The sequence below is a fragment of the Aeromonas sp. s10 genome (genome assembly GCF_040907975.1).
Taxonomy (GTDB): domain Bacteria; phylum Pseudomonadota; class Gammaproteobacteria; order Enterobacterales; family Aeromonadaceae; genus Aeromonas; species Aeromonas caviae.
The window spans coordinates 111,393-133,941 of sequence record NZ_JBFOCV010000033.1 but is presented as its reverse complement, the minus strand read 5'-3'; the positions used below and the strand labels follow the sequence as shown (position 1 = coordinate 133,941).

Sequence of the window (22,549 nt, the reverse complement as noted above, 5' to 3'; positions counted from 1 at the left end):
TGGATTCTGGTGTTGATTCGTCGTGGATCGAGGGTGGCACAGTCAGGGCTGCGCCGGATCCGGTGCGGCAAGGACGGGCTGATCCCTCATCTCGAGGGTATGGCCCGCCTGGCGATAGCGCTTGTAGCGCTCGCGGGCTTGCTGCTTTTGCGTTTCGTCAGTGGGGACAAAATCTACCACTTGAGCGAAGTGTCCTGCAAACAAAGGTGTCTGCCGGGCCAGGTTGATGAGGCAGGCATAGCGCCGCCGTGGCGGCTGATGGCCTATCTCCACCGGGGCCTGACCGCTCTCCCCCTGCAACTGGTGCGGCACGAAGCGATCGGGCGGCAACTGCCACAACAGCTCGTCCAGACGCAGGGCCTGGGCCTCGTCCTCGCACAGCAGATAGAGGTGGCCTGCGCTCCAGCCATCGGCCGCAAGCTGGCAGGCGAGGCGCTCGACGGCGGAGGCATCCGCATCATCGGGCTGGCTCATCAGGTAAAAGGTCACTTGGCTCATCAGGTCGGTCCCGTTTGGCTGTGACGGACAGCGATTGGCCGTCTTCGGGAGCCGCGTCTGGCACGGACTTCCCGGATTCTCTCAATGAAACAAGGAAGAGGCAGGCCTCTTCCTTGTGATACAGGGTAACGCCTTCTCGCATCGCTCTTCGAGTCGATGGATAAGGGGATCACTCCTTGTCTTCGACGTCCGCCACGCCGGCCCGGTTGAGCAGGAACTGGGTCAGCAGGGGCACAGGTCGGCCGGTGGAGCCCTTCTCCTTGCCGCTCTTCCAGGCGGTCCCTGCGATATCCAGGTGGGCCCAGTTGTACTTCTTGGTGAAGCGCGACAGGAAGGCAGCGGCGGTGATGGTACCGGCCGGACGGCCACCGATGTTGGCCATGTCCGCGAACGGGCTTTCCAGCTGCTCCTGATACTCGTCGAACAGGGGCAGGCGCCAGGCGCGATCGCCGGCCTGTTCGGAGGCGTTGAGCAGCTCGTGGGCCAGGGGGTTGTGGTTCGCCAAGAGGCCAGAGGTATGGTGGCCAAGGGCGATGATGCAGGCACCGGTCAGGGTCGCCACGTCGATCACGGTCTCGGGATCGTAGCGGTCCACATAGGTGAGGGCATCGCACAGCACCAGGCGGCCTTCGGCGTCGGTGTTGAGTACCTCGACGGTCTGGCCGGACATGGTAGTGAGGATGTCACCGGGGCGGTAGGCGTTGCCCCCCGGCATGTTCTCGCAGCCCGCCAGCACACCGATGACGTTGATGGGCAGCTGCAACTGGGCCAGGGCGTGCATGGTGCCGAGCACGGAGGCGGCGCCACCCATGTCGTACTTCATCTCGTCCATGCCGTCTGCCGGCTTGATGGAGATGCCGCCGGAGTCGAAGGTCAGCCCCTTGCCCACCAGCACGATGGGCTTGGCGTCGGCGTTGCCCTTGTACTCGATGATGGCCATCATGGCTTCGTTCTCGGAGCCGCGGGCCACTGCGAGGTAGGAGTTCATGCCGAGCTCGGCCATCTCCTGCTCCCCCACCACCCTGGTGGTGATGTTGTCATAGGCATCCGCCAGACGGCGGGCCTGGGAGGCGAGGTAGGCGGGATTGCAGACGTTGGGCGGCATGTTCGCCACGTCGCGGCAGATGCGCACCCCTTTCGCCACGGCCAGGCCGTGGTTGATGGCGCGCTCGCCTATGGTCAGTTCCCGACGCGTCGGCACGTTGAAGACCAGCTTGCGCAGCGGACGGCGCGGTTCGGCCTTGTTGGTCTTGAACTGATCGAAGCTGTAGAGGCCCGCCTTGGTGGTTTCCACCGCCTGACGCACCTTCCAGTAGGTATCCCGACCCTTGACGTGCAGCTCGGTCAGGAAGCAGACCGCTTCCATGGAGCCGGTTTCGTTCAGGGTGGTGATGGTCTTGTTGATGATCTGCTTGTACTGGCGCTCGTCGAGTTCGCGCTCCTTGCCGCACCCGACCAGCAGTACGCGCTCGCTGAGCACGCCCGGTACTTGATGCAGCAGCAGCATCTGGCCCGGTTTCCCTTCCAGGTCGCCACGGCGCAGCAGCGAGCTGAGGTAGCCGTCGCTGATCTTGTCCAGCTGTTCGGCAACCGGAGAGAGGCGGCGGGGCTCAAAAACGCCGACCACGACGCAGGCACTGCGTTGCTTCTCAGGACTGCCACTCTTTACACTGAACTCCATGGAATCTCCTACATCCTAAAGACAAAAGGCACCATTTATTGAATAATGCGGTGCTTGTTGGGGTATCAGAGGCGGAGCGAACAGTCACAGGCTCCGCAGTTCAAACTGGTAAAAATCCAATATAGGGCCCTATTTTTCAGGCATTCGACTAAAAACACAAGTTTACTTGGGAATGACTGTGATCGTTTTCCGATATTTGTTCAGGGAGACCCTGAAAACCCAGCTGGCGGTGCTGTTCGTGCTGCTGCTTATCTTCGTCAGCCAGCAATTTATCCAGATCATTGGCGATGCCGCCGATGGTGAGGTGCCGACGCGCCTGGTATCCACCCTCCTGCTGCTCAACCTGCCGAATATGGCGTTGTTGATGCTGCCTATCAGTCTGTTTTTAGCCATTCTGTTTGCTCACGGCCGTTTGTACGCGGAAAGCGAAATGACGGTGATGCACGCGGTGGGTTTCAGTCACCGTTTCATCATGGGCAGCGCCCTGGTGCTGGCCTTGCTGACCGCCGCCGTCGCGGCGTTCAACACCGGCTGGGTCGCCCCCCAGGCCAAGGAGCGGGAGTACCAGGTGATCGACGAGTTCAAGGCCGATCCCGGTATCTCTTTCCTGCAGGCCGGCCGCTTCATGGAGCTCGACAAGGGGCGCCTGGTGGCCTACATCCAGGATCTGAACGACAAGGGGTCGGAGTTGCAGAAAATCTTCGTGCTGCAACGGGCCGAGGGTGGCTCACCCCCGTCAGTGGTGGTGGCCAACGAGGGGCAGGTGACCGCCGACAGCAACGGCTTGCAGTGGCTGACCCTGAAGGATGGCTCGCGCTACGAGGGGCATTTCACCGGCAAGCAGTTCCAGGTCTCGGAGTTCCGTGAATACAGCCTGGTGATCCGCCAGCAGGAGATGGAGCGATCCAACCGCAAGGCGGCGGCCAAGCCGACCCTGGCATTGCTCGGTACCCAGGACAACCAGCTGATGGCCGAATTGCAGTGGCGCCTGTCGCTGCCCCTCTCCATACTGGTGCTCACCTTCCTGGTGGTGCCGATGGCGCGGGTCAATCCCCGTCAGGGGCGTTACGCCAAGCTGCTGCCGGCCATCCTGCTCTATCTCTCCTATTTCCTGCTGCTCAGTGCCGCCCGGTCGGCCATCGACAGCGGGCGTCTGCCCCACTGGCCCGGGATGTTCCTGGTGCCCCTGGTCTATCTGCTGCTGATAGGGTTGCCTCTCAACCTGCAGGGCACCAGCTGGTGGAACGGGGTCAAAGGGCAATTGTTCAAGAGAAAGTCAGCATGATGCTGCAACCTGGGAGTCTCTGCTGATGTTCGGCATTCTCGATAGATACATAGGCAGGGTCATCTTCATGTCGATCCTGCTGTGCGAGCTGACCCTGGTCGGGCTGGCCGCGCTCATCAAGTACGTGGAGCAGTTGAAGGCGGTCGGGGAAGGCAACTACGACATGCTCAACGCCCTCTACTACGTGCTGCTCTCCATGCCCAAGGAGGCGGTGCTCTTCTTCCCCCTGGCGGCCCTGCTCGGTGGCCTCATCGGTCTGGGCCAGCTCGCGACCAGCTCCGAGCTGGTGGTGATGCAGGCGGCGGGACGCTCCAAGATCAGCATCGTCATGGCGGCGCTCAAGACCGCCATTCCCCTGATGTTGCTGGTGGGGCTGATGGGAGAGTACGTCGCACCGGCCGCCAAGCGGATGGCGGATGACATCAAGGCGGGGGCCATGTCGGAAGGGCGGCTCACGGTCTCGGCCTACGGGGTCTGGGCACGGGATGGCAACAACTTCGTCAACATCAACGGGGTGCGCAACGATGGCGCCCTGACCGGCATCACCCTCTACCGCTTCACTCCGTCACGCAACCTGATCGACGTGGTGCAGGCGAAGGAGGGGGTGTTCGAGGATCACCACTGGCTGCTGAAGCAGGTGCACATCACCCGGTTTGACGATCCCACCCGGATCCAGGACGAAGAGCATGCCCAGATGGCCTGGCAATCCGAGCTGACCCCCAAGCAGCTCGGGGTGGTCAGCATCGATCCCGAGAACCTGCCCATCTCGGGGCTGCGGGACTACATCGGTTATCTGGATGCCAACAAGCAGGATGCCGGACGCTACAAGCTGGAGATGTGGCGCAAGCTGCTCTCACCGCTCTCCGTGGTGGCCATGATACTGCTCGCCTCCTCCTTCATCTTCGGCCCGCTGCGCTCGGTGAGCATGGGGGCGCGGATGCTGATGGGGATCATGACCGGCTTCGCGGTCTATGTGAGCGACAGGGTGTTCGGCCCGGTCAGCCTGGTCTATGCGGTCCCGCCCATCCTCGCGGCCATCGCACCCAGCCTGCTGTTTGGCGGCATCTCCTTCTATATCCTGAGCCGCAAGCAGTAGCGGCCTGAAGGACGGCGGGCTGCTGACAACAGGCGGCCATTGCTCTCGATGCACTGTTTCCGTCAAGGTCCTGGGCTGCAAGCCATCAGTTCTGGTCAACAAAAAGGGCACCTCGGGGTGCCCTTTTTCGTTACCGCCTTGGGATCAGCGATTGAGCTGCTCCAGGTTTTCCGTCTTGCCGAGCACCACCACCTCGCACTCGGCCCAGATGTCCTGGAAGGCGCGGGGGCGGGCGCGATTGAACACACACAGCAGGTTGCCCAGGCCAAAGGCCGAGGTAGCGAGCCGGATCAGGGCCTGGGTGACGCGAATGTTGCTGCCGTCCAGGTTCTGGATGCGCAGGCGCCAGGCCCGCATGCCGATGGTCTGGCCGGCGCGGACCCAGAACCAAGTGTAGAAACCGCAGATGACGAAGGCCAGCCAGGCGCTGTAGAGGGGGCTGGTGAGCAGCCAGGCGGCATCCTTGCCCTCGGGAACGTGCGCCATGCCGGTGGCCAGCAGCAGGTGGGCCACTCCCATGCCGATGAAGCCGGCGATGATCAGCAGGGCAATCACCACCAGATAGTCATAGAGCAGGGCGCCGAGACGGCGCAGCAGACCGGCGGACGGATGCCGGGGAGCAGGCTGGAGAGGGGAGGGGGTCTTGCGCTTGGCCATGATGATTATTCCATTAATATGATGCGGGCATTCTATGTAACTGGCCTGGCATCGGCAAGGCGTTGAATAAATGAGCAAACAACGGTGGGCGCAAGAAAAACACCTTGCATGGCCAAGCGCCATTCGTATAATCCTTCGCAGCTGCCCGGGTGGCGAAATCGGTAGACGCAGCGGATTCAAAATCCGCCGTAGCAATACGTGTCGGTTCGAGTCCGACCCCGGGCACCATCAAATTCCATGACAAAAGGCCATCCTCACGGATGGCCTTTTGTTTTTCCGGGCGGTGCGAAGAGGTGTACCCTCAGACCCTCAGACCCTCAGACCCTCAGACCCTCAGACCCTCAGACCCTCAGACCCTCAGACCCTCAGACCCTCAGACCCTCAGACCCACAGGCTCTCGGGCCATCAGCCTCTCGGACTGCCATCCCCTCAGTCGATATTCTGTGCGATGCGCCACAGCACGCCGGCGGGATCGTACAGACAGAATTCCTTCATGCGCCACGGCTGGGTGACGAGCTCTGTGACCCGGACGCCGTAGCGGGCGGCGATCTGGCTCGCCTCCACTTGGGCCCGCCAGGCGGCCACGTCCTCCACCAGGAGGTGCATCATGAGCTGCTCGGCCAGCCCCGGGGGGTTGCCATCCTGCAGCAGGAAGCTTGCGTTGCCGAGATGAAAATAGGCCACGCCGTCGCCATCGGAGGCCAGGGTAAAGCCGAGATCCTGATAGAACTGCTTTGACAGTGTGAAATCCCGGGCAGGCACGAAGGCCTTGATTTCGGTCACGTTGAGATTGGGCATGGGCTCCTCGCGGCGCTGGGAACAGGGGATGATGACTTGCCAGTATGACCGGGCATTTCGGGGCAAGCCAGACGAATGGCGCGCGTTTGCACTCTTATCGTGCTTGTGCCCCTCGGGTGGGGGGATATTGGCCGTCAGCCTCATTTGATTTCACCATGGTATGGCCCATTTCATTTATTTCATAAATACCTTAGCGGGATAGATAAGCCTGCCAGGGTGACATCACCACGGGTTCGCCCCGTCATTGTGAGGTGATTGGGTCATCCTGGTGCATTTTCCCGGCAATGCACAGCCAAAGTGCGATTTTCCCCCTGTAACCGGGCATCGTGCGCCAAGATGGTGCGTGTTGAATGTGATAAAAACATAACGCCATGAAATAAAAGGATTATTTTTCTTGGCCTGCTTTATGCTTTCCCCATGTCATGTCGCCATGAAGTCTCCGTGAGCCACACAGGTGCGGTGGGCAGGTGGCCAGGTTGGAAATGCATATCAGGAAATGGACCCGGATGCCGGGACGACAAGGAGAGGGCTGTATGTTCAAGAGACTCGTAATGACTGGCCTGCTGGCGCTGGCCGCCACCATGGCCGCCCCGGGCTGGGCCGAAGAGGTGGCCGCGCAGGCCGATGTGGTACAGGCGGCCGCGACCGTGACCATCAACAAGGGGGACAATACCTGGCTGATGGTGGCGGCGGCCCTGGTGATCCTGATGTCCGTGCCGGGCCTCGCCCTCTTCTACGGCGGCCTGGTGCGCGCCAAGAACATGCTGAGCGTGCTGATGCAGGTGTTCACCTTGTTCTGCCTCATCACCGTCCTCTGGGTGGTCTACGGCTACTCCCTGGCCTTCACCGAGGGCGGCGCCTTCTACGGTTCCTTCGACAAGGTGCTGCTGATGGGGGTGACGCCGGATTCCATCGCCGCCACCTTCAGCAAGGGGGTCGGGATCAGCGAGTTCATCTACGTGGTGTTCCAGGGTGCCTTTGCCGCCATCACCTGCGGGCTCATCGTCGGCGGCTTTGCCGAGCGGATGAAGTTCTCGGCGGTGCTGCTGTTCGCGGTGATCTGGTTCACCTTCGCCTATATCCCGATGGCGCACATGGTGTGGTACTGGGCGGGTCCGGATGCCTACACGGATGCGGCCGCCGCCGAAGCGGCCGGTGCCACCGCAGGCTATCTGTTCCAGCACGGCGCTCTGGACTTCGCCGGCGGCACAGTGGTGCACATCAACGCCGCGGTGGCCGGTCTGGTTGGGGCCTTCATGGTGGGCAAACGGGTTGGCTATGGCCGTGACCCCATGACCCCCCACAGCCTGACCATGACCATGATCGGTGCCGCCCTGCTGTGGTTCGGCTGGTTCGGCTTCAACGCCGGCTCCTCCCTCGAAGCCAACGGCACGGCGGCCCTGGCCTTCGCCAACACCTGGATCGCACCGGCCGCTGCCGCCCTCTCCTGGACTTTCGCCGAGTGGGCGATGAAGGGCCGTCCCTCCCTGCTTGGCGCCGTCTCCGGTGCGGTGGCGGGTCTGGTCGCCATCACCCCTGCCGCCGGTTTCGTCGGTGTGGGGGGCGCCCTCATCATCGGCCTGCTCAGCGGTGTGGCTGGTCTGTGGGGCGTGCACGGTCTCAAGCGTCTGCTGGGGGCCGATGACAGCCTGGACGTGTTCGGCCTGCACGGGGTGTGCGGGATCCTGGGTGCCGTGCTGACCGGGGTGTTCGCCAGCCCGGATCTGGGCGGCACCGGGGTGTGGGACTATGTGACCAACCAGGTGGCCGAGGGGTACTCCATCCTGGCCCAGGTCAAGGTACAGGTCATCGGCGTGGGGGTGACCGTGGTCTGGACCGCCCTGGTCTCGGCCGTGGCCTACAAGCTGGTGGACCTGCTGATCGGTCTGCGGGTGAAGGAAGATGCCGAGCGCGAAGGGCTGGACGTGACCAGCCACGGCGAGAAAGCCTACAGCCATTGATCCTGCTGCCATGAATGTCATACCGCCGGCCCCGTCCGGCGGTTTTTTTATTGGGGCGGGCTGGCCAGGCTGCCCGGACCGGGCCGCTGGTGGCCGGGGTCGCTATTTGTGTTTGCAGGGTCTTTTATGCCTGCATTTTGGGCGGATCTCCGCTAAACTCTGCCACCCTTTATTCGGGGTCGCCGGGTCTGCCCCGTCGTCACCCTCTCTATTCATGCCTTCGGAGCCGCTCATGCCGTTAGTGGGACACCAACATCAGATCGATATTCTGGAACTGACCGACAAGGGGGATGGCAAGGGTCGCCTGTTCGATCGCCCCCTGTTTGTCGAGGGTCTGCTGCCCGGTGAGCAGGCGCTGGTCGAGTTGACCGAGGTCAAACCGAACTACCTGCACGGCAAGCTGGTCGAGTTGACCCAGCCCTCTGCCGATCGGGTGGCCGATTTTTGCCCCAACACCGAATGCGGTGGCTGCCAGGTGCGCCCGCTGGCCTATCCGGCCCAGCTTGCCCTCAAGCAGAGCCTGGTGCAGAGCGCACTGGAGCAGGTCGGGCTGGGTGAGGCCGTGGTCAACCCCATCCTCGGCATGGAGACGCCGTTTGCCTACCGCAACAAGGCCCAGTACGCGGTGCGTGGCAGCGAGGCGGGCGCCGAGATCGGCTTCTACCGCAAGCACTCCCATGACCTCATCACCGCCGATGATTGCGCGGTGCAGGACTCGCTGCACGTGGAGCTCAATGCTCGGGTACGCAACTGGATGCGCGAGCACGACATCGCGGCCTATGACGAGGTGGCCCACACCGGCTGCGTGCGCAACCTGATGACCCGCAAGGGCTTCAAGAGCGGCGAGCTGATGGTGGTGCTGGTGACCCTGGGCGAAGCGCTGCCGTTCGAAGCCGAGCTGCTGGCGGCCCTGGCGGATCTGCCGGTCACTACTCTGGTGCAGAACATCAATGAGGCGCGCACCAACCGCATCCTGGGCGACAAGAACCGGGTGCTGCTGGGCAGCGGGGTGATCCGCGACAAGATCCACGAGCTCGAATTCGAGATCTCGCCCCTCTCCTTCTTCCAGAACAACCCGAGCCAGACCGACGTGCTCTACTCCAAGGCGCTGGAGTATTGCGAGCTGACCGGCAGCGAGACGGTGTTCGACATCTATTGCGGCATCGGCACCATCTCCCTGTTCCTGGCAGGCAAGGCCGCCAAGGTGGTGGGGATCGAGTCGGTGGAGAGCGCCATCAGCGACGCCCGTCGCAATGCGGCCCTCAACGGCATCGAGCAGACCGAGTTCCACGTGGGCAAGGCGGAGCAGCTGATGCCTGCCCTGCATGCCGACGGGGTGAGTGCCGATGTGGTGGTGATGGATCCGCCCCGCAAGGGCTGTGACAAGGCGGTATTGCAGACCCTGGTGGCCATGGCGCCGCGCCGTCTGGTCTATGTCTCCTGCAACCCCCAGACACTGGCCCGGGATCTCGCCTGGCTGGTCAAGCAGGGCTTCGTGCTGGACGAGGTGCAGCCGGTGGACATGTTCCCGCACTCCATGCACGTGGAAGCCGTTGCTCGCCTGAGCCTGCCAGCGAAGGCCTGATCGTCGCTCGGGATCTTCCCCTCGCGCGATGCAGGTGGAAGTGGTTGCTCGCCTGAGCCTGCCAGCGAAAGCCTGATCGGGCCGAGGGCGTGGCGTTAGCCAGATGGCTCTGATAGAAACGACTCCTGAGGGAGTCGTTTTTTTATGGTCGTGGTCGGCAGAACCACCAGGCAGGGAGATCGGCGTGATGATTCATATGGCAGGGGTGGAGGATGCGGCGGTGCTGGATCGCTTTTTCGGGCAACTGGACAGGGAGACCCGCTTCATGCTGTATGAAGCGGGAGAGCGCCCCTCGGACATCGCGGGGCAGCGCAGGCGGCTCGAGGCCATGGCCGCGGCCCCCAATCAGGCCATGTGGCTGCTGGAGCTGGCGGGGGAGGTGCAAGGGTTTGCCGCGCTCCTTGGTGGCGGCCTGGCACGCAACCGCCACTGCGCCCTGGTGGTGATGGGACTGCGTTCGGGGGCGCGCGGGCAGGGATGGGGGGAACGGTTGCTGCTTACCCTGATCGCGACCGCGAGGGATCTCGGTATCCACCGGCTGGAGCTGGGAGTGATGGCCCACAACGAGGTGGCTCACGCCTTGTATCGCAAGTGCGGGTTCGTGGAGGAAGGGGTGAGACGGCAGGCCTATCGGCTGGACGAGGGCTATGTGGACGAGATTTCCATGGGGCTGTTGCTGCCGCTGGACAGGCCATGACGCCGCTGGCCCCGTGAGGCTGGTCTGGGGCGCTGGATTGGGGCAGGCTTGTGGGGAAACCATCAAGACAAGGAGGCGCCCATGAAGGGGATATTGCTGCGTTGGCTGGCTCGCTACGATGCCTGGTGCCAGGAGTGGGGACTCACACCGGAGAACCGGCGCTGCTGCGCGCCGGTACGCCATGATGAAGACGAGAAGCGCCCGGAGAAGGGCGACGACCTCACTGGAACTGGCGGGTCACGGCGCCAGTGACGCTGTTGTAGTCGAACGATAGCCCGTCGGGGTATGCCGGGAAGCGGCCCACGGAGCTGCGCAGGGTATAGCGGCAGTTGTCGTGACGAAGGGCGCCGTCAGCCTGAGCGTCTGCCGGGATGAGCCGGGAGATGTAGTCACTGTCTGAATCCTGGTGCAACTCATCGGCCACCGTCAGATCGGTATCGAGCAGGGCGCCAAACAGGCTCTCGCAGTCGTCCCGGCTGCTGACGGAGATCTGATCGCTGTCGCCACCGGGGAAGACGGTATCGGGCCCCTGACCTCCCTGGTCCTCCTTGGTGCCCACCGGCCAGCCATGGCTGTTGATGTCGAGATCCTGCCTGCCCATGCCGCTAAAGTTGTAGAGTGCCAGGGGCTCCCCCTTTACCTTGACCGCCCAGCCGGCGTGGGCGAGCCGGGCGGCACTGGCAAAGCTGCCCGCCGTGGCCGAGACGCTGCTCTTGAGCCCGTCGTCCTGGATGTTGATGAAGCGGGGCAGGGCGGTCACGGCCAGGATCCCCAGCACGATGATGACCAGCACCAGTTCTATCAGGGTAAAGCCTCGGGAAACGTGTGTTGGCATGGAATGAACCCATTGAGTACGACAGACAGGTAAGCGCGACATGGAATTGATAGACACCCACTGCCACCTCGATTTTCCGGTCTTTGACGCCGATAGGGAGGCGCTGCTGACCCGGTGGCGCCAGCTGGGGGTGGGCGAGTATATCATCCCCGCCGTGGGAGAGGAAAACTGGGGGCGGGTGATGGCGCTGGCCGGGCGCCACGACGACATCCGTTATGGCCTGGGGATCCATCCCTGGTATGTGGGCAAGCAGCCCCGGGATGTACTGACCCGGCTGGAGACCCTGCTGGCGAGTCGGCCCCGTGGGCTGGTGGCCGTGGGGGAGTGCGGGCTGGATCTGCGCTCCCATGTGCCGCAGGAGGGGCAGGTCGAGATGTTCGAGGCGCAGGTGCGGCTGGCCATGGCGCATGAGCTGCCCCTCATCGTCCACTCGGTGCGGGCCAACGACACGGTCGCCAAGATCCTGCGGCGCTTCACACCGCCACAAGGGGGGGTCATTCACGCCTTCAGCGGCTCCCTGCATCAGGCGGAGGTGTTCTGGCAACTGGGTTTCAGGCTGGGGATCGGGGGGGTCATCAGCTATGAGCGGGCCAACAAGACCCGGGAGGCGATACGCCAGATGCCGCTGGAGGCCTTGCTGCTGGAAACCGACGCTCCCGACATGCCGCTGCAAGGCCAGCAGGGGGAGGTGAACACGCCGGCCAGCCTGCCGACCATAGCCCGCTTGTTGGCACAATTGCGGCAGCAACCGCTGGAGGATGTTATTTCGGTGTTACATGGCTCCACCCGGCGGCTGTTCCCCCCAGGAAATCATGAAATTAACATTTGATTATCAAATGATGACCGAGTGATAAAAAACAGGGCCCATAAAAATCGTTTGCGGTCTAATTAAACGATGTTCAGGCCGTTTGTGGCTTATAAAATGTGACCAGTATTCTATTTTGTCGCACCGTAATTAGTATAATGCGCACCCTTGATTAGCGGCTTCAATACACAAATCGTTAACAAGCTGGCAGGTGCTACTAAAGAGGAAGTGTTAATAATGAATCTGATAATGGGTCTGGTAGGGATGGCGACGCTCATCCTGATTGCGGTGCTGTTCTCCAGCAACCGCAAGGCAATCAAAATTCGTACCGTAGGTGGCGCCTTTGCCATCCAGGCCGGTCTGGGGGCCTTCGTGCTCTACGTGCCGGTCGGTCGTGACATCCTGGTGGGCGTGTCCGACGCCGTCTCCAGCGTCATCGGTTATGGCCAGAACGGCATCGAATTCCTGTTCGGTGGTCTGGTTGGCAACAAGATGTTCGAAGTATTCGGTGGCGGTGGCTTCGTCTTCGCCTTCCGCGTCCTGCCCGTCATCATCTTCTTCTCTTCCCTGATCGCGGTACTCTACTACCTCGGCATCATGCAGTGGGTGATCAAGCTGCTGGGCGGCGGTCTGCAGAAGGTGCTGGGCACTTCCCGTACCGAATCCCTCTCCGCCACTGCCAACATCTTCGTCGGTCAGACCGAAGCCCCGCTGGTGGTACGTCCTTTCATCTCCAAGATGACCGACTCCGAGCTGTTTGCCGTCATGTGTGGTGGTCTGGCTTCCGTTGCCGGCTCCGTGCTGGCCGGTTACGCCTCCATGGGCGTCAAGATGGAATACCTGATCGCCGCCTCCTTCATGGCTGCCCCGGGTGGTCTGCTGTTCGCCAAGCTGCTGGTACCGGAAACCGAGACCCCGAGCTACGACGAGAACACCGCAGAAGGTGAGCTGGACGACAAGCCTGCCAACGTGATCGACGCCGCTGCCGCCGGTGCCTCCGCCGGTCTGCAACTGGCCCTGAACGTGGGTGCCATGCTGCTGGCCTTCATCGGCCTCATCGCCATGATCAACGGCATCTTCTCCGGTGTGGGCGGCTGGTTCGGTTACCCGCAACTCTCCCTGGAGCTGCTGCTGGGCTGGCTGTTCTCCCCGCTGGCCTTCCTGATCGGCGTGCCCTGGAGCGAAGCGGTCGTGGCCGGTTCCTTCATCGGTCAGAAGCTGGTGGTCAACGAGTTCGTGGCCTACCTGAACTTCGCTCCCTACCTGAAGGATGAAGTGCTGATCAACGGTGTGGCCATGTCCGAGCACACCAAGGCGATCATCTCCTTCGCCCTGTGCGGCTTCGCCAACCTGTCCTCCGTCGCCATCCTGCTGGGTGGTCTGGGCTCCATGGCACCGAACCGTCGCGGCACCATCGCCAAGTTCGGTCTGAAGGCCGTGCTGGCAGGTTCCTTGTCCAACCTGATGTCTGCGACCATCGCAGGCTTCTTCCTGGCGCTGTCCGGCATGTAACATCGCCTGACTGACAGGATAAAGACGAACGCCACAGCGATTTGCTGTGGCGTTCTCGTTTGGGGTGGTGACAACCGTTTTCCTGTCAAGACTAATAATAAAGTGAGTCAAATCGGAGGTTCTATGAATGAAGTGCTACTGGCTATGGCGGCCGGCTTTATCGTTGGGGTGTTGTTTTCTTTCCTCAAGTTGCCGATACCGGCGCCGCCCGTCCTCTCCGGCGTCATGGGGATCGTGGGGGTCTATCTGGGGGGCATTGCCTACTCCTGGATCCTGACCCGCTTCTTCTCTTAAGCGCCTTCCAGCGCTGGATTTGCCGGGTGTGAGGTACCTCTGAAATTGGCAAATCCGGCTTGCAAACACGGGGTATCTCGGCTGAAATAGGCGATGCCAGCAGGGTGCTGGCATTGACTAATGCCCGGTGAATCCGGGTGTTGGCGGTCAAATGGAATTGATTGGGAAGTCGGGTCTGCGTAGTCGGCCTTTCTCAAGTCTTCATGGAACCAAGTCCGCACTTTTGTAAGAAAGTGACAGGGCTCTTGCCTTATTTGCAGCCGTATTGCCTGTGCATTTGCGCTGCAATTCCATATCCCGTTGCTCCGGGAACGTCTCTGCCGACCCTTGGTGTTCGGTGAAGCCGATCGCGGGTGATGGGGCTTAACAAGACTTTGGAGACATAGCATGACTGATCTGAAAGTGGCCGCCCAACGCGCCCTGAACCTGATGGACCTGACCACCCTGAACGATGACGACACCGATCAGAAGGTGATCGACCTGTGCCACAAGGCCAAGTCTCCGGCCGGCCTGACCGCCGCCGTCTGCATCTACCCCCGTTTCATCCCCATCGCACGCAAGACCCTGCGTGACATCGGCGCCGCCGACGTGCGCATCGCGACCGTGACCAACTTCCCCCACGGCAACGACGACATCGAGATCGCCGTGGCCGAGACCCGCGCCGCCGTGGCCTACGGTGCCGACGAGGTGGACGTGGTCTTCCCGTACCGCGCCTTCATGGCCGGCAATGAACAGGTCGGCTTCGATCTGGTCAAAGCATGTAAGGAAGCCTGCGGCGCCAAGGTACTGCTGAAAGTGATCATCGAGACCGGCGAGTTGAAGGAAGAGGCGCTGATCCGTCGCGCTTCCGAGATCTCCATCGACGCCGGTGCCGATTTCATCAAGACCTCCACCGGCAAGGTGCCGGTCAATGCGACCCCGGAAGCTGCCCGCATCATGATGGAAGTGATCAAGGCCAAGAACCCGAAAGTGGGCTTCAAGCCGGCCGGTGGCGTGAAAGACGCCGCCGTGGCGGGTCAGTACCTGGCCATGGCCGAAGAGATCCTGGGCAAGGACTGGGTATCCGCCCGCACCTTCCGCTTCGGCGCCTCCAGCCTGCTGGCCAGCCTGCTGGCGACCCTGGGGCATGGCGACAAGCCTGCCAATACCAGCGGTTACTAAGCGGTGGCAGGGGGCGGTGCGCCGCCCCCTTCCGGATCTGGTTCGGTCTGTGTTCGTGCGTGATGCACGGAGGGAATGAAAGATGTTTTTGCCTCAAGAAATTATTCGCAAGAAGCGCAACGGTGAAGCGCTCAGTACCCAAGAGATTCAATTCTTCGTCCAGGGCATAACCAACAACACCATCGGCGAGGGGCAGATCGCGGCCCTGGCGATGGCGGTCTACTTCAAGGACATGACCATGGATGAGCGGGTCGCCCTGACCTGCGCCATGCGCGACTCCGGCATGGTGCTGACCTGGGACCACCTCAATCTGGGCGGCCCCATCGTCGACAAGCACTCCACCGGCGGCGTGGGTGACGTCGTCTCCCTGATGCTGGGCCCCATGGTCGCCGCCTGTGGCGGTTTCGTGCCCATGATCTCCGGCCGTGGTCTCGGCCATACCGGCGGTACCCTGGACAAGCTGGATGCCATCCCCGGCTACCAGACCTCGGTCGACAACGACCGCTTCCTGAAAGTGGTGAAAGAGGCGGGTGTCGCCATCATCGGCCAGACCGGCGATCTCGCCCCGGCGGACAAGCGTATCTATGCGGTACGGGATATCACCGCCACCGTCGAGTCCATTGCCATGATCACCGGCTCCATCCTCTCCAAGAAGCTTGCCTCCGGGCTGGAAGCGCTGGTGATGGACGTGAAGGTGGGCTCCGGCGCCTTCATGCCGACCTTTGAAGCCTCCGAGGAACTGGCCAAGAGCATCGTCGCCGTGGCCAACGGGGCCGGCTGCCGCACCTCTGCACTCCTGACCGACATGAACCAGGTGCTGGCCTCCAGCGCCGGCAACGCCGTGGAAGTGCGCGAAGCGGTGCGCTACCTGACCGGTGAGTATCGCAACCCGCGCATCCACGAAGTGACCATGGCCCTGTGCGCCGAGATGCTGATCTCCGCCGGTCTTGCCAGCGATGACGGCGATGCCCGCACCAAGCTGCAGGCGGTGCTGGACAATGGCAAGGCAGCCGAGATCTTCGGGCGCATGGTGACCGGCCTCGGTGGTCCCGCCGACTTCATGGAGCGCTACGACGCCTACCTGCCCAAAGCCGCCATCGTGCGCCCCGTCTACGCGGCCCACAGCGGATTCGTCACCGCCATGGACACCCGTGAACTGGGCCTGGCCGTGGTCGCCATGGGGGGCGGTCGCCGCGCCGCCGCCGACAAACTCGATTATGCCGTCGGTCTGACCGACTTTATCCGCCTGGGTCAGAGCGTCGATGCTGACAAGCCGCTCGCCCTGATCCACGCTCAGACAGAAGCTCAATTTGCCGAGGCTGCCCGCATGGTGCAGGCTGCCGTGAAGATCGGCGACACCCGACCAGAGGCGCTGCCCGAGGTTTACCGTCGCATCGGTCTGGCTGATTTGTAACAAGGGGAAGTCCCATGAAACGTACCTTTATTCTGATGATGGACTCTTTCGGTATTGGTGCTGCCGCCGATGCCGACAAGTTCGGCGACGTGGGTGCCAATACCCTTGGCCATATCGCCAAGGCGTGCGCCGCCGGTGAGATCGAGGGCCGTGGCGCTCTCAACCTGCCAAACCTCAGCAAGCTGGGTCTGGGCCACGCGGGCGAACTCGCCAGCGGCACCTTCCCGGCCGGACTGAACAAGGATGTCGAGGTGATCGGTGCCTACGGCTTTGCCCAGGAGCTCTCCTCCGGCAAGGACACCCCGTCCGGTCACTGGGAGATTGCCGGCGTGCCCGTCTTGTTCGAGTGGGGTTACTTCCATGACCACCACAACAGCTTCCCGCAGGAGCTGCTGGACGCCATCGTCGAGAAGGCCGGTCTGCCCGGGTATCTGGGCAACTGCCACGCCTCCGGTACCCAGGTGCTGGACGATCTGGGCGAAGAGCACATGCGCACCGGCAAGCCGATCCTCTACACCTCTGCCGACTCCGTGTTCCAGATTGCCTGCCACGAAGAGACCTATGGCCTCGAGAAGCTCTATGAGCTGTGCCACATCGTGCGCGAGCTGCTGGAGCCCTACAACATCGGCCGCGTCATCGCGCGTCCGTTCGTGGGCAGCGGCAAGGGCAACTTCAAGCGCACCGGCAACCGCCACGACTACTCCGTGCTGCCGCCGGCGCCGACCGTGCTGGACTACATGAAGGAGGCGGGTGGCCAGGTGGTCTCCATCGGCAAGATCGCCGACATCTATGCCCAGCAGGGCATCACCAAGCAGGTGAAGGGGACCGGTCTGACCGAGCTGTGGGACAGGACTCTGGAAGAGGTGAAAGCGGCCAGTGATCAGACCATCGTCTTCACCAACTTCGTGGACTTCGACTCCTCCTACGGTCACCGCCGTGACGTCAAGGGCTACGCCGATGCGCTGGAGTACTTCGACTCCCGCCTGCCGGAGTTGTTCGACCTGCTGCAGGATGGCGACGTGGTGGTGCTGACCGCCGACCACGGCTGTGACCCGACCTGGAGCGGTACCGACCACACCCGCGAATACATTCCGGTACTGTTCTACGGCAAGCCGGTCAAGGCAGGCTCCGTCGGTCGTCGCGAGACCTTCGCCGACATCGGCCAGAGCATCGCGGCCTACCACGGCCTGCCCAAGCTGCAATACGGTACCAGCTTCCTGTGATGGTGACCCCGGGCCGGTTCGCCTGCCCGGGGTGCCACAGGGCCCCGGTTTCCTGTAATGTACCGCCGCCGCGCAGGCAGCGGACAATCCATAAAGACAATAAAACTCAACCTAGTGTGAAGGAATAAAGAGAATGGCAACTCCTCATATCAATGCGAAAGATGGCGCCTTTGCTGATACCGTGCTGATGCCGGGCGACCCCCTGCGTGCCAAGTACATCGCCGAAACCTTCCTGGAGAACGTCGAGCAGGTGTGCGACGTGCGCAACATGTTCGGTTTCACCGGCACCTACAAGGGTCGTCGCATCTCCGTCATGGGTCACGGCATGGGCATCCCGTCCTGCTCCATCTACGCAAAAGAGCTGATCACCGACTACGGCGTGAAGACCCTGATCCGCGTGGGCTCCTGCGGTGCCGTGCGTGAAGACGTGAAACTGCGTGACGTGGTGATCGGCATGGGAGCCTGCACCGACTCCAAAGTGAACCGTCTGCGCTTCAAGGATCACGACTTCGCCGCCATCGCCGACTTCGACCTGGTGGCCAATGCCGTTCAGGCCGCCAAGAACAAGGGTGTGGCCGTGCGCGTGGGCAACATCTTCTCCGCCGATCTGTTCTACACCCCGGACCCCTCCATGTTCGACGTCATGGAAAAATACGGCATCCTGGGTGTCGAGATGGAAGCCGCCGGTATCTATGGCGTGGCCGCCGAGTACGGTGCCAAGGCGCTGACCATCTGCACCGTCTCCGACCATATCCGTACTGGTGAGCAGACCACCTCCGAAGAGCGTCAGCTGACCTTCAACGACATGATCGAAATCGCGCTGGACTCCGTCCTGCTGGGTGACAACTGATCCCCCTCGCGCATAAAAAAACGGCGGCCCTCGGGCCGCCGTTTTGCATTTTTGCGAAGCACGGTCAGAGATCGAGGGCGAAGCGCCCCTTGCCCGACTGCTTGGCCTGGTACATGGCGGCATCGGCCCGGTGCAGCAGATCATCGATGTGACAATACTGGCCCGAGTGGCAGAGGGCGCCCCCTATGCTGCCGGCAAGGGGCAGCCGATGACCGGCCACGTCTCCAGGAACCGCCATGGCCGCCAGCAGCCGCTCGCACAGGGCGGGCAGCTCCTGCGCCGGTTGGCGCAAGGCGGGCAGTATGATGGTGAACTCGTCGCCGGCCAGGCGCGCCACCATGTCCCCCGGACGCACCTCGGCACTCAGCACCTGGGCGAAGCGTTGCAACAGGGCATCGCCGACGTGGTGTCCCAGCCTGTCGTTGATCCCCTTGAAGCCGTCGAGATCGAGGAACAGCAGGCCCAGGGGTTCGGCATTCTGGCGCACCCGCTCCAGCTCCCGAGAGAGGCGCAGGGTGAAGGCGCGCCGGTTGGGCAGGCCGGTGAGGGGGTCGTGAGCCGCCTCGTGTTCCAGCTGGCTTTGCAGCGCCTTGAACTCGGTGATGTCGCTGCCGAGGATGTAGACCCCGGGCTCGTCGCCCCGGCTCGGGATCATGGTGATCCTGAGGTCGCGTCGGCCTATGGGGAGAGCGAAACGGTGCTCGAAACTCACCTGCTCACCGGCGAGGGCCTTTGCCACATAGGCCATGGCCCTGCCGTGGGCCTCCTCGCCGATGACGTCCCGCACGCTCATTTCCCGTATCTGTTCGGTATCGAGCCCGAAGTAGCGGCAATAGGCCTGGTTGGCGAACAGGTAACGCCCCTCGGGCGACACCATGCTGATGGTGACCGGCAGGCCATCGGTGATGGCCCGCAGTCGGGCACGGCCACGCTCGATCTCCGCGAGCACCTGGCGGCGGGCCGTGATGTCGTGCAAAAACAGGGCGATGCGCACCTTGCCGTCGAACTGGTAACGCTCGGCAATCACCTCGACCGGGATGTGCCGGCCTGTGCGGGTGATGATGTCGCACTCCAGCCGCCGTGGCGGACTCTGCGGGTTGCCTGACAGGCTCAGCAGGGGATGCTCGGCGCCGAGCAGCCCGAAGAGGGGACGGCCCAGCATCTCGTCGGCGTGCCAGCCGAGCAGGGTGGTGGAGGCCGGGTTCCAGCCTGTGATGATGAAATCGGCATCGAGCTCGAGGAAGGCATTGCTGGTGTGCTCCAGCATGTGCTGCAAGCGGCGCTGCTCCTGCCACAGCTGCTGCTGCATGGCGCCGCGCTCGCGCATCTCCTGATGCAGCTGTTCCACCGTGCGGGAAAGCTCCCGGGTCCGTGACTGCACCTGCTGCTCGAGCCCTTGCTGCAGCCGCACGAGTTCGGCCTCGGCCTGTTTGCGCTCGGTGAGGTCGGCAAACACGGCGATCATGTGGGGGGCCATGGTGCGGCTCTGGCAGAGGGTCACGCTGAGCTGGACCCAGCACTGGGTGCCATCGGCCCGGATCATCCGCTTCTCCAGCCGGTAATCCTGCCGTTGCCCCGCGATCAGGGCATCGAACAGGGGCTGCTCCCGTTGCAGATCTTCGGGATGGGTCATGGCGAGCCAGGTCCGGCTCAGCATCTCGTGCTCGCTGTAACCGAGCAGCCGCTCCAGCCCCGGGTTGGCTCTCAGCCATTTCCCCTCGAGGGAGGAGAGGGCCATGCCCACCGACGACTGGTTGAAGGTGAGGGTGAAGAGATGCTCCTTGTCTTCCAGCACCTGGTTGAGGGTGCGCACCTGGTGGCGCCGCTCCAAATCGTGCAGGGTGTTCTCCACCAGGCGGCCGAAGTCGTCGAGATCCCGGCAGGCATCTTCGTCGAGATGGCGCGGCACATGGTCCACCAGGCAGAGGGTGCCGAGCACCACGCCATCGAGGGCGCGCAGGGGGCGGCCGGCGTAGAAGACCACGCCGGGATCATCGGTCACCAGCGGATTGTCGGCAAAGCGGAGATCCCGTCTGGCATCCGGTACCTGCATGATGTCGGGGCGCAAAATGGCATGACCGCAGAAGGAGTGTTCCCGGTTGATCTCGCACATATCGACCCCGGTGCGGGCGAGAAACCACTGCCTGTTCACGTCGGTCAGGGAGACCATGGCGATGGGGAGTGCGAAATGCCGGGTGATGAGCCGGGTGAGGCGATCAAGCTGATCGATGGGCTCGTGGTCGAGCAGGCCGAGGATGCGCAGTCGTTCCAGTCGACTGTGTTCATCCAGCGGCAAGGGGGGGGCAATCATGTGGCTCTCCTGCCAGTGATCTTGCCTGTGTTATATACAAGCCGGAGGATGTGATCCACTCCCGCTTATTGCGGAGCGGCGGGTTTGCTCTGTTTCTTGTGCTTGCGCACCCGCATGTAGTTGCGACGCACCCCGTAGGAGATGAGCAGGCCGGCCAGCAGCATCACCAGCAGCATCAGGCGCTGTTTCTCCTGGTTGACCTTGAGATGGGTATCCTGTGCGGCCAGCAGTTTCTGCTCTTCCAGGGTGATCCTCAGATAGCCCAGGGTCAGGTTTCCGTCCTGGATCTCCTGGACGAACTGGATGCGCCCCTTGCCCTGCTCCGGCAGGGATTTGTTGTCGCTGCCGATGGGCAGCAGACTGTCCAGCGGCAGGGCGTTGTCCGACTGGGCGAGGGGAATGCCGCGGGCGTCATAGAGGGTGACATCCAGAATGTCAGGCTCGGCGGCCAGATCCTGCGCCAGTCTCTCCAGTTCGCTCTCCTTGTCCTCCTTGATCCAGCGGCGCATGTCCCGGGCGGCATAGGCGACCAGCGCCTGTGCCCTGTCCCGTGCGGCCGCGTGCAGGGCGGCCTGGCTCTCTCCCTGCATGTGGATGAGCAGCACCAGCACCCAGAGACCGAGCAGGACTCCCGCCGCCAGGCTGACAACACGTTTGATGGGAAGATGACGCACAGAACCGGGCCTCTGGTAATTGATGAGCGGGGCTGGCTGGTGCCCCGGTGCCGCGAAGCGGGAAACAGGGTGGTCTGTTTCCATGTCTGCCCGCACCGCAGGCGGGATCTTGGCGCTTGCCTGTACAAAAAGCAATACGCTACTCTGGGCCCGCATGATGAACCCCATGATTTCCAAGGAAGGCGTCTCTCTTATGTTGTTGTCCCAACTTCCCCGCTCCCTGCACGACTGGTCCGGGGCCCTGAGCTGTGCCCCCTGCTGGCAGCTCACCAACGAAGCCCTGCTGCCCGCGGCCAACGCCCACGACAGCGCCTGGATTGTCCTGTTTGGCAAGGGGCTGGAGGCCGGTCATCTGGCCCGCCTGGCCCAGCAGCTGGATGCCCTGGGGCTTGAGTCAAGCCTCTATCCCGCAGGGGAGCAGGCCGGTATTCCGCTGCTGCTGCTTGGCACCAACCGCTTTTCCCCCGAGCTGGTGCAGGCGCTCAAAGCCCAGGAGTGGGACATCGACCTGTGTCATCTGGCCGCCCTGCCTACCCTGAGTGAGCCCGGTCTGCTGGTGATGGACATGGATTCCACCGCGATCAGGATAGAGTGCATCGACGAAATCGCGCGGCTGGCCGGGGTCGGTGAGCAAGTGGCGGCCGTTACCGCGGCGGCCATGCAGGGCAAGCTGGAGTTTGCCGACAGTCTGCGTGCCCGGGTGGCGCTGCTGGAAGGGGCGCCGGTCACCATCCTCGACGAGGTGGCAGCCGACATGCCCTGGATGCCGGGCCTGCCACTCATGGTCGATACCCTCAAGCAGGCTGGCTGGAAGGTGGCGATCGCCTCCGGTGGCTTCACCCGCTTTGCCGGCGAGTTGCAGCGTGCTCTGGGTCTGGATGCCATTTTCGCCAACGAGCTGGCGGTGGAAGGGGGCATGCTGACCGGCAAGGTGAGCGGCCCCATCGTCGATGCCGCCGCCAAGGCCGAAGCACTGCAACAGCTGGCCTCGGAGTACGGGGTGGTTGCATCCCAGACGGTTGCGGTCGGCGATGGTGCCAACGATCTCAAGATGATGGCGGTGGCGGGGCTTGGCATTGCCATTCATGCCAAACCCCTGGTACGTGCCCAGGCGGCGGCGACCCTCAATCACCACGATCTGGAAGGGGTGCTCTGCCTGCTCGGCGCCCTGGCTTGTCGCGACCGACGCTGGTGCTGATCCCGCTCAAGGAG

General features: G+C 62.9%; 21 protein-coding genes and 1 tRNA gene. 15 read left to right on the top strand and 7 right to left on the bottom strand.

All coding sequences use genetic code 11. The annotated features are described in order from the left end of the window. Window positions 1-42 precede the first annotated feature (42 nt). Window positions 43-498 carry a DNA polymerase III subunit chi gene (locus AB5Y59_RS09720; protein ID WP_368211899.1) on the bottom strand — a complete coding sequence of 152 codons (456 nt, stop codon included), beginning with the start codon at window positions 496-498 and terminating at the stop codon, window positions 43-45. A gap of 169 nt (window positions 499-667) precedes the next feature. Next, window positions 668-2,179 (bottom strand): leucyl aminopeptidase, encoded by a 1,512-nt coding sequence (pepA, locus tag AB5Y59_RS09715; RefSeq protein ID WP_010672960.1) that lies wholly within the window; start codon window positions 2,177-2,179, stop codon window positions 668-670. Between the two features lie 172 nt (window positions 2,180-2,351). Between pepA and lptF the strand changes: the two genes are divergently transcribed. Both lptF and lptG read left to right on the top strand, forming a co-directional pair. Further along, window positions 2,352-3,464, top strand: a complete 1,113-nt coding sequence (lptF, locus tag AB5Y59_RS09710) for an LPS export ABC transporter permease LptF (protein WP_029313726.1) — start codon at window positions 2,352-2,354, stop codon at window positions 3,462-3,464. 25 nt (window positions 3,465-3,489) lie between these two features. Further along, window positions 3,490-4,560, top strand: a complete 1,071-nt coding sequence (lptG, locus tag AB5Y59_RS09705) for an LPS export ABC transporter permease LptG (RefSeq protein ID WP_010672962.1) — start codon at window positions 3,490-3,492, stop codon at window positions 4,558-4,560. Window positions 4,561-4,704: 144 nt separating this feature from the next. Here lptG and AB5Y59_RS09700 read toward each other — a convergent pair whose 3' ends face one another. After that, a complete protein-coding gene (locus AB5Y59_RS09700) occupies window positions 4,705-5,217 on the bottom strand; it encodes an RDD family protein (protein ID WP_010672963.1) in 513 nt (170 codons plus the stop codon). A gap of 143 nt (window positions 5,218-5,360) precedes the next feature. Here AB5Y59_RS09700 and AB5Y59_RS09695 point away from each other — a divergent pair. After that, a tRNA-Leu gene (locus tag AB5Y59_RS09695) sits at window positions 5,361-5,445 on the top strand. Between the two features lie 201 nt (window positions 5,446-5,646). Here the strand turns inward: AB5Y59_RS09695 and AB5Y59_RS09690 are convergent. Continuing rightward, a complete protein-coding gene (locus AB5Y59_RS09690) occupies window positions 5,647-6,015 on the bottom strand; it encodes a VOC family protein (protein ID WP_104455214.1) in 369 nt (122 codons plus the stop codon). A gap of 533 nt (window positions 6,016-6,548) precedes the next feature. Between AB5Y59_RS09690 and amt the strand changes: the two genes are divergently transcribed. The 4 genes from amt (at window position 6,549) to AB5Y59_RS09670 (ending at window position 10,510) form a co-directional block, all read left to right on the top strand. Next, complete coding sequence (gene amt / locus AB5Y59_RS09685) at window positions 6,549-7,976, top strand: ammonium transporter (protein ID WP_010673021.1); 1,428 nt, start codon at window positions 6,549-6,551, stop codon at window positions 7,974-7,976. A gap of 232 nt (window positions 7,977-8,208) precedes the next feature. Next, window positions 8,209-9,561, top strand: a complete 1,353-nt coding sequence (gene rlmD / locus AB5Y59_RS09680; protein ID WP_039039940.1) for a 23S rRNA (uracil(1939)-C(5))-methyltransferase RlmD — start codon at window positions 8,209-8,211, stop codon at window positions 9,559-9,561. A 187-nt stretch (window positions 9,562-9,748) separates the two neighbouring features. Beyond that, entirely contained in the window at window positions 9,749-10,258 is a 510-nt protein-coding gene (locus tag AB5Y59_RS09675) for an N-acetyltransferase family protein (RefSeq protein ID WP_368211983.1), read from the top strand. A gap of 81 nt (window positions 10,259-10,339) precedes the next feature. After that, window positions 10,340-10,510, top strand: a complete 171-nt coding sequence (locus AB5Y59_RS09670) for a DUF5363 family protein (RefSeq protein ID WP_164882078.1) — start codon at window positions 10,340-10,342, stop codon at window positions 10,508-10,510. Here AB5Y59_RS09670 and tppF read toward each other — a convergent pair. Next, a complete protein-coding gene (gene tppF / locus AB5Y59_RS09665) occupies window positions 10,479-11,093 on the bottom strand; it encodes a type IVa pilus pseudopilin TppF (RefSeq protein ID WP_029313748.1) in 615 nt (204 codons plus the stop codon). The two genes, AB5Y59_RS09670 and tppF, sit on opposite strands and share 32 nt — an antisense overlap. 40 nt (window positions 11,094-11,133) lie before the next feature. Here tppF and AB5Y59_RS09660 point away from each other — a divergent pair, with 40 nt between their 5' ends. The 7 genes from AB5Y59_RS09660 to deoD all read left to right on the top strand — a co-directional run bounded on the left by AB5Y59_RS09660 (window position 11,134) and on the right by deoD (window position 18,352). Continuing rightward, window positions 11,134-11,922, top strand: coding sequence for a TatD family hydrolase (locus AB5Y59_RS09660; RefSeq protein WP_139737111.1), 789 nt, complete (start codon window positions 11,134-11,136; stop codon window positions 11,920-11,922). A gap of 213 nt (window positions 11,923-12,135) precedes the next feature. Beyond that, a complete protein-coding gene (locus tag AB5Y59_RS09655; protein WP_010673026.1) occupies window positions 12,136-13,410 on the top strand; it encodes a NupC/NupG family nucleoside CNT transporter in 1,275 nt (424 codons plus the stop codon). Window positions 13,411-13,533: 123 nt separating this feature from the next. Beyond that, window positions 13,534-13,704: a XapX domain-containing protein gene (locus AB5Y59_RS09650; RefSeq protein WP_010673027.1), complete on the top strand. Its 171-nt coding sequence runs from the start codon at window positions 13,534-13,536 to the stop codon at window positions 13,702-13,704. Window positions 13,705-14,091: 387 nt separating this feature from the next. Beyond that, complete coding sequence (deoC, locus tag AB5Y59_RS09645) at window positions 14,092-14,865, top strand: deoxyribose-phosphate aldolase (RefSeq protein ID WP_039039946.1); 774 nt, start codon at window positions 14,092-14,094, stop codon at window positions 14,863-14,865. 82 nt (window positions 14,866-14,947) lie between these two features. Then, window positions 14,948-16,279 (top strand): thymidine phosphorylase, encoded by a 1,332-nt coding sequence (gene deoA / locus AB5Y59_RS09640; protein ID WP_043153005.1) that lies wholly within the window; start codon window positions 14,948-14,950, stop codon window positions 16,277-16,279. Between the two features lie 14 nt (window positions 16,280-16,293). Next, window positions 16,294-17,502: a phosphopentomutase gene (locus tag AB5Y59_RS09635; RefSeq protein WP_139737110.1), complete on the top strand. Its 1,209-nt coding sequence runs from the start codon at window positions 16,294-16,296 to the stop codon at window positions 17,500-17,502. 133 nt (window positions 17,503-17,635) lie between these two features. Next, window positions 17,636-18,352 (top strand): purine-nucleoside phosphorylase, encoded by a 717-nt coding sequence (gene deoD / locus AB5Y59_RS09630; protein WP_005341325.1) that lies wholly within the window; start codon window positions 17,636-17,638, stop codon window positions 18,350-18,352. Between the two features lie 64 nt (window positions 18,353-18,416). Here the strand turns inward: deoD and AB5Y59_RS09625 are convergent, their stop codons facing one another. Both AB5Y59_RS09625 and AB5Y59_RS09620 read right to left on the bottom strand, forming a co-directional pair. Continuing rightward, window positions 18,417-20,663, bottom strand: coding sequence for a PAS domain S-box protein (locus AB5Y59_RS09625; protein WP_368211896.1), 2,247 nt, complete (start codon window positions 20,661-20,663; stop codon window positions 18,417-18,419). A 65-nt stretch (window positions 20,664-20,728) separates the two neighbouring features. Next, the gene (locus AB5Y59_RS09620; protein ID WP_010673032.1) at window positions 20,729-21,337 is read right to left on the bottom strand and encodes an AhpA/YtjB family protein; all 609 of its coding nucleotides are present in this window, start codon (window positions 21,335-21,337) and stop codon (window positions 20,729-20,731) included. A gap of 193 nt (window positions 21,338-21,530) precedes the next feature. On the opposite strand from AB5Y59_RS09620, the gene serB reads away from it, so the two are divergent. Continuing rightward, complete coding sequence (serB, locus tag AB5Y59_RS09615; protein WP_368211894.1) at window positions 21,531-22,535, top strand: phosphoserine phosphatase SerB; 1,005 nt, start codon at window positions 21,531-21,533, stop codon at window positions 22,533-22,535. The last annotated feature ends 14 nt before the right edge of the window (window positions 22,536-22,549 follow it).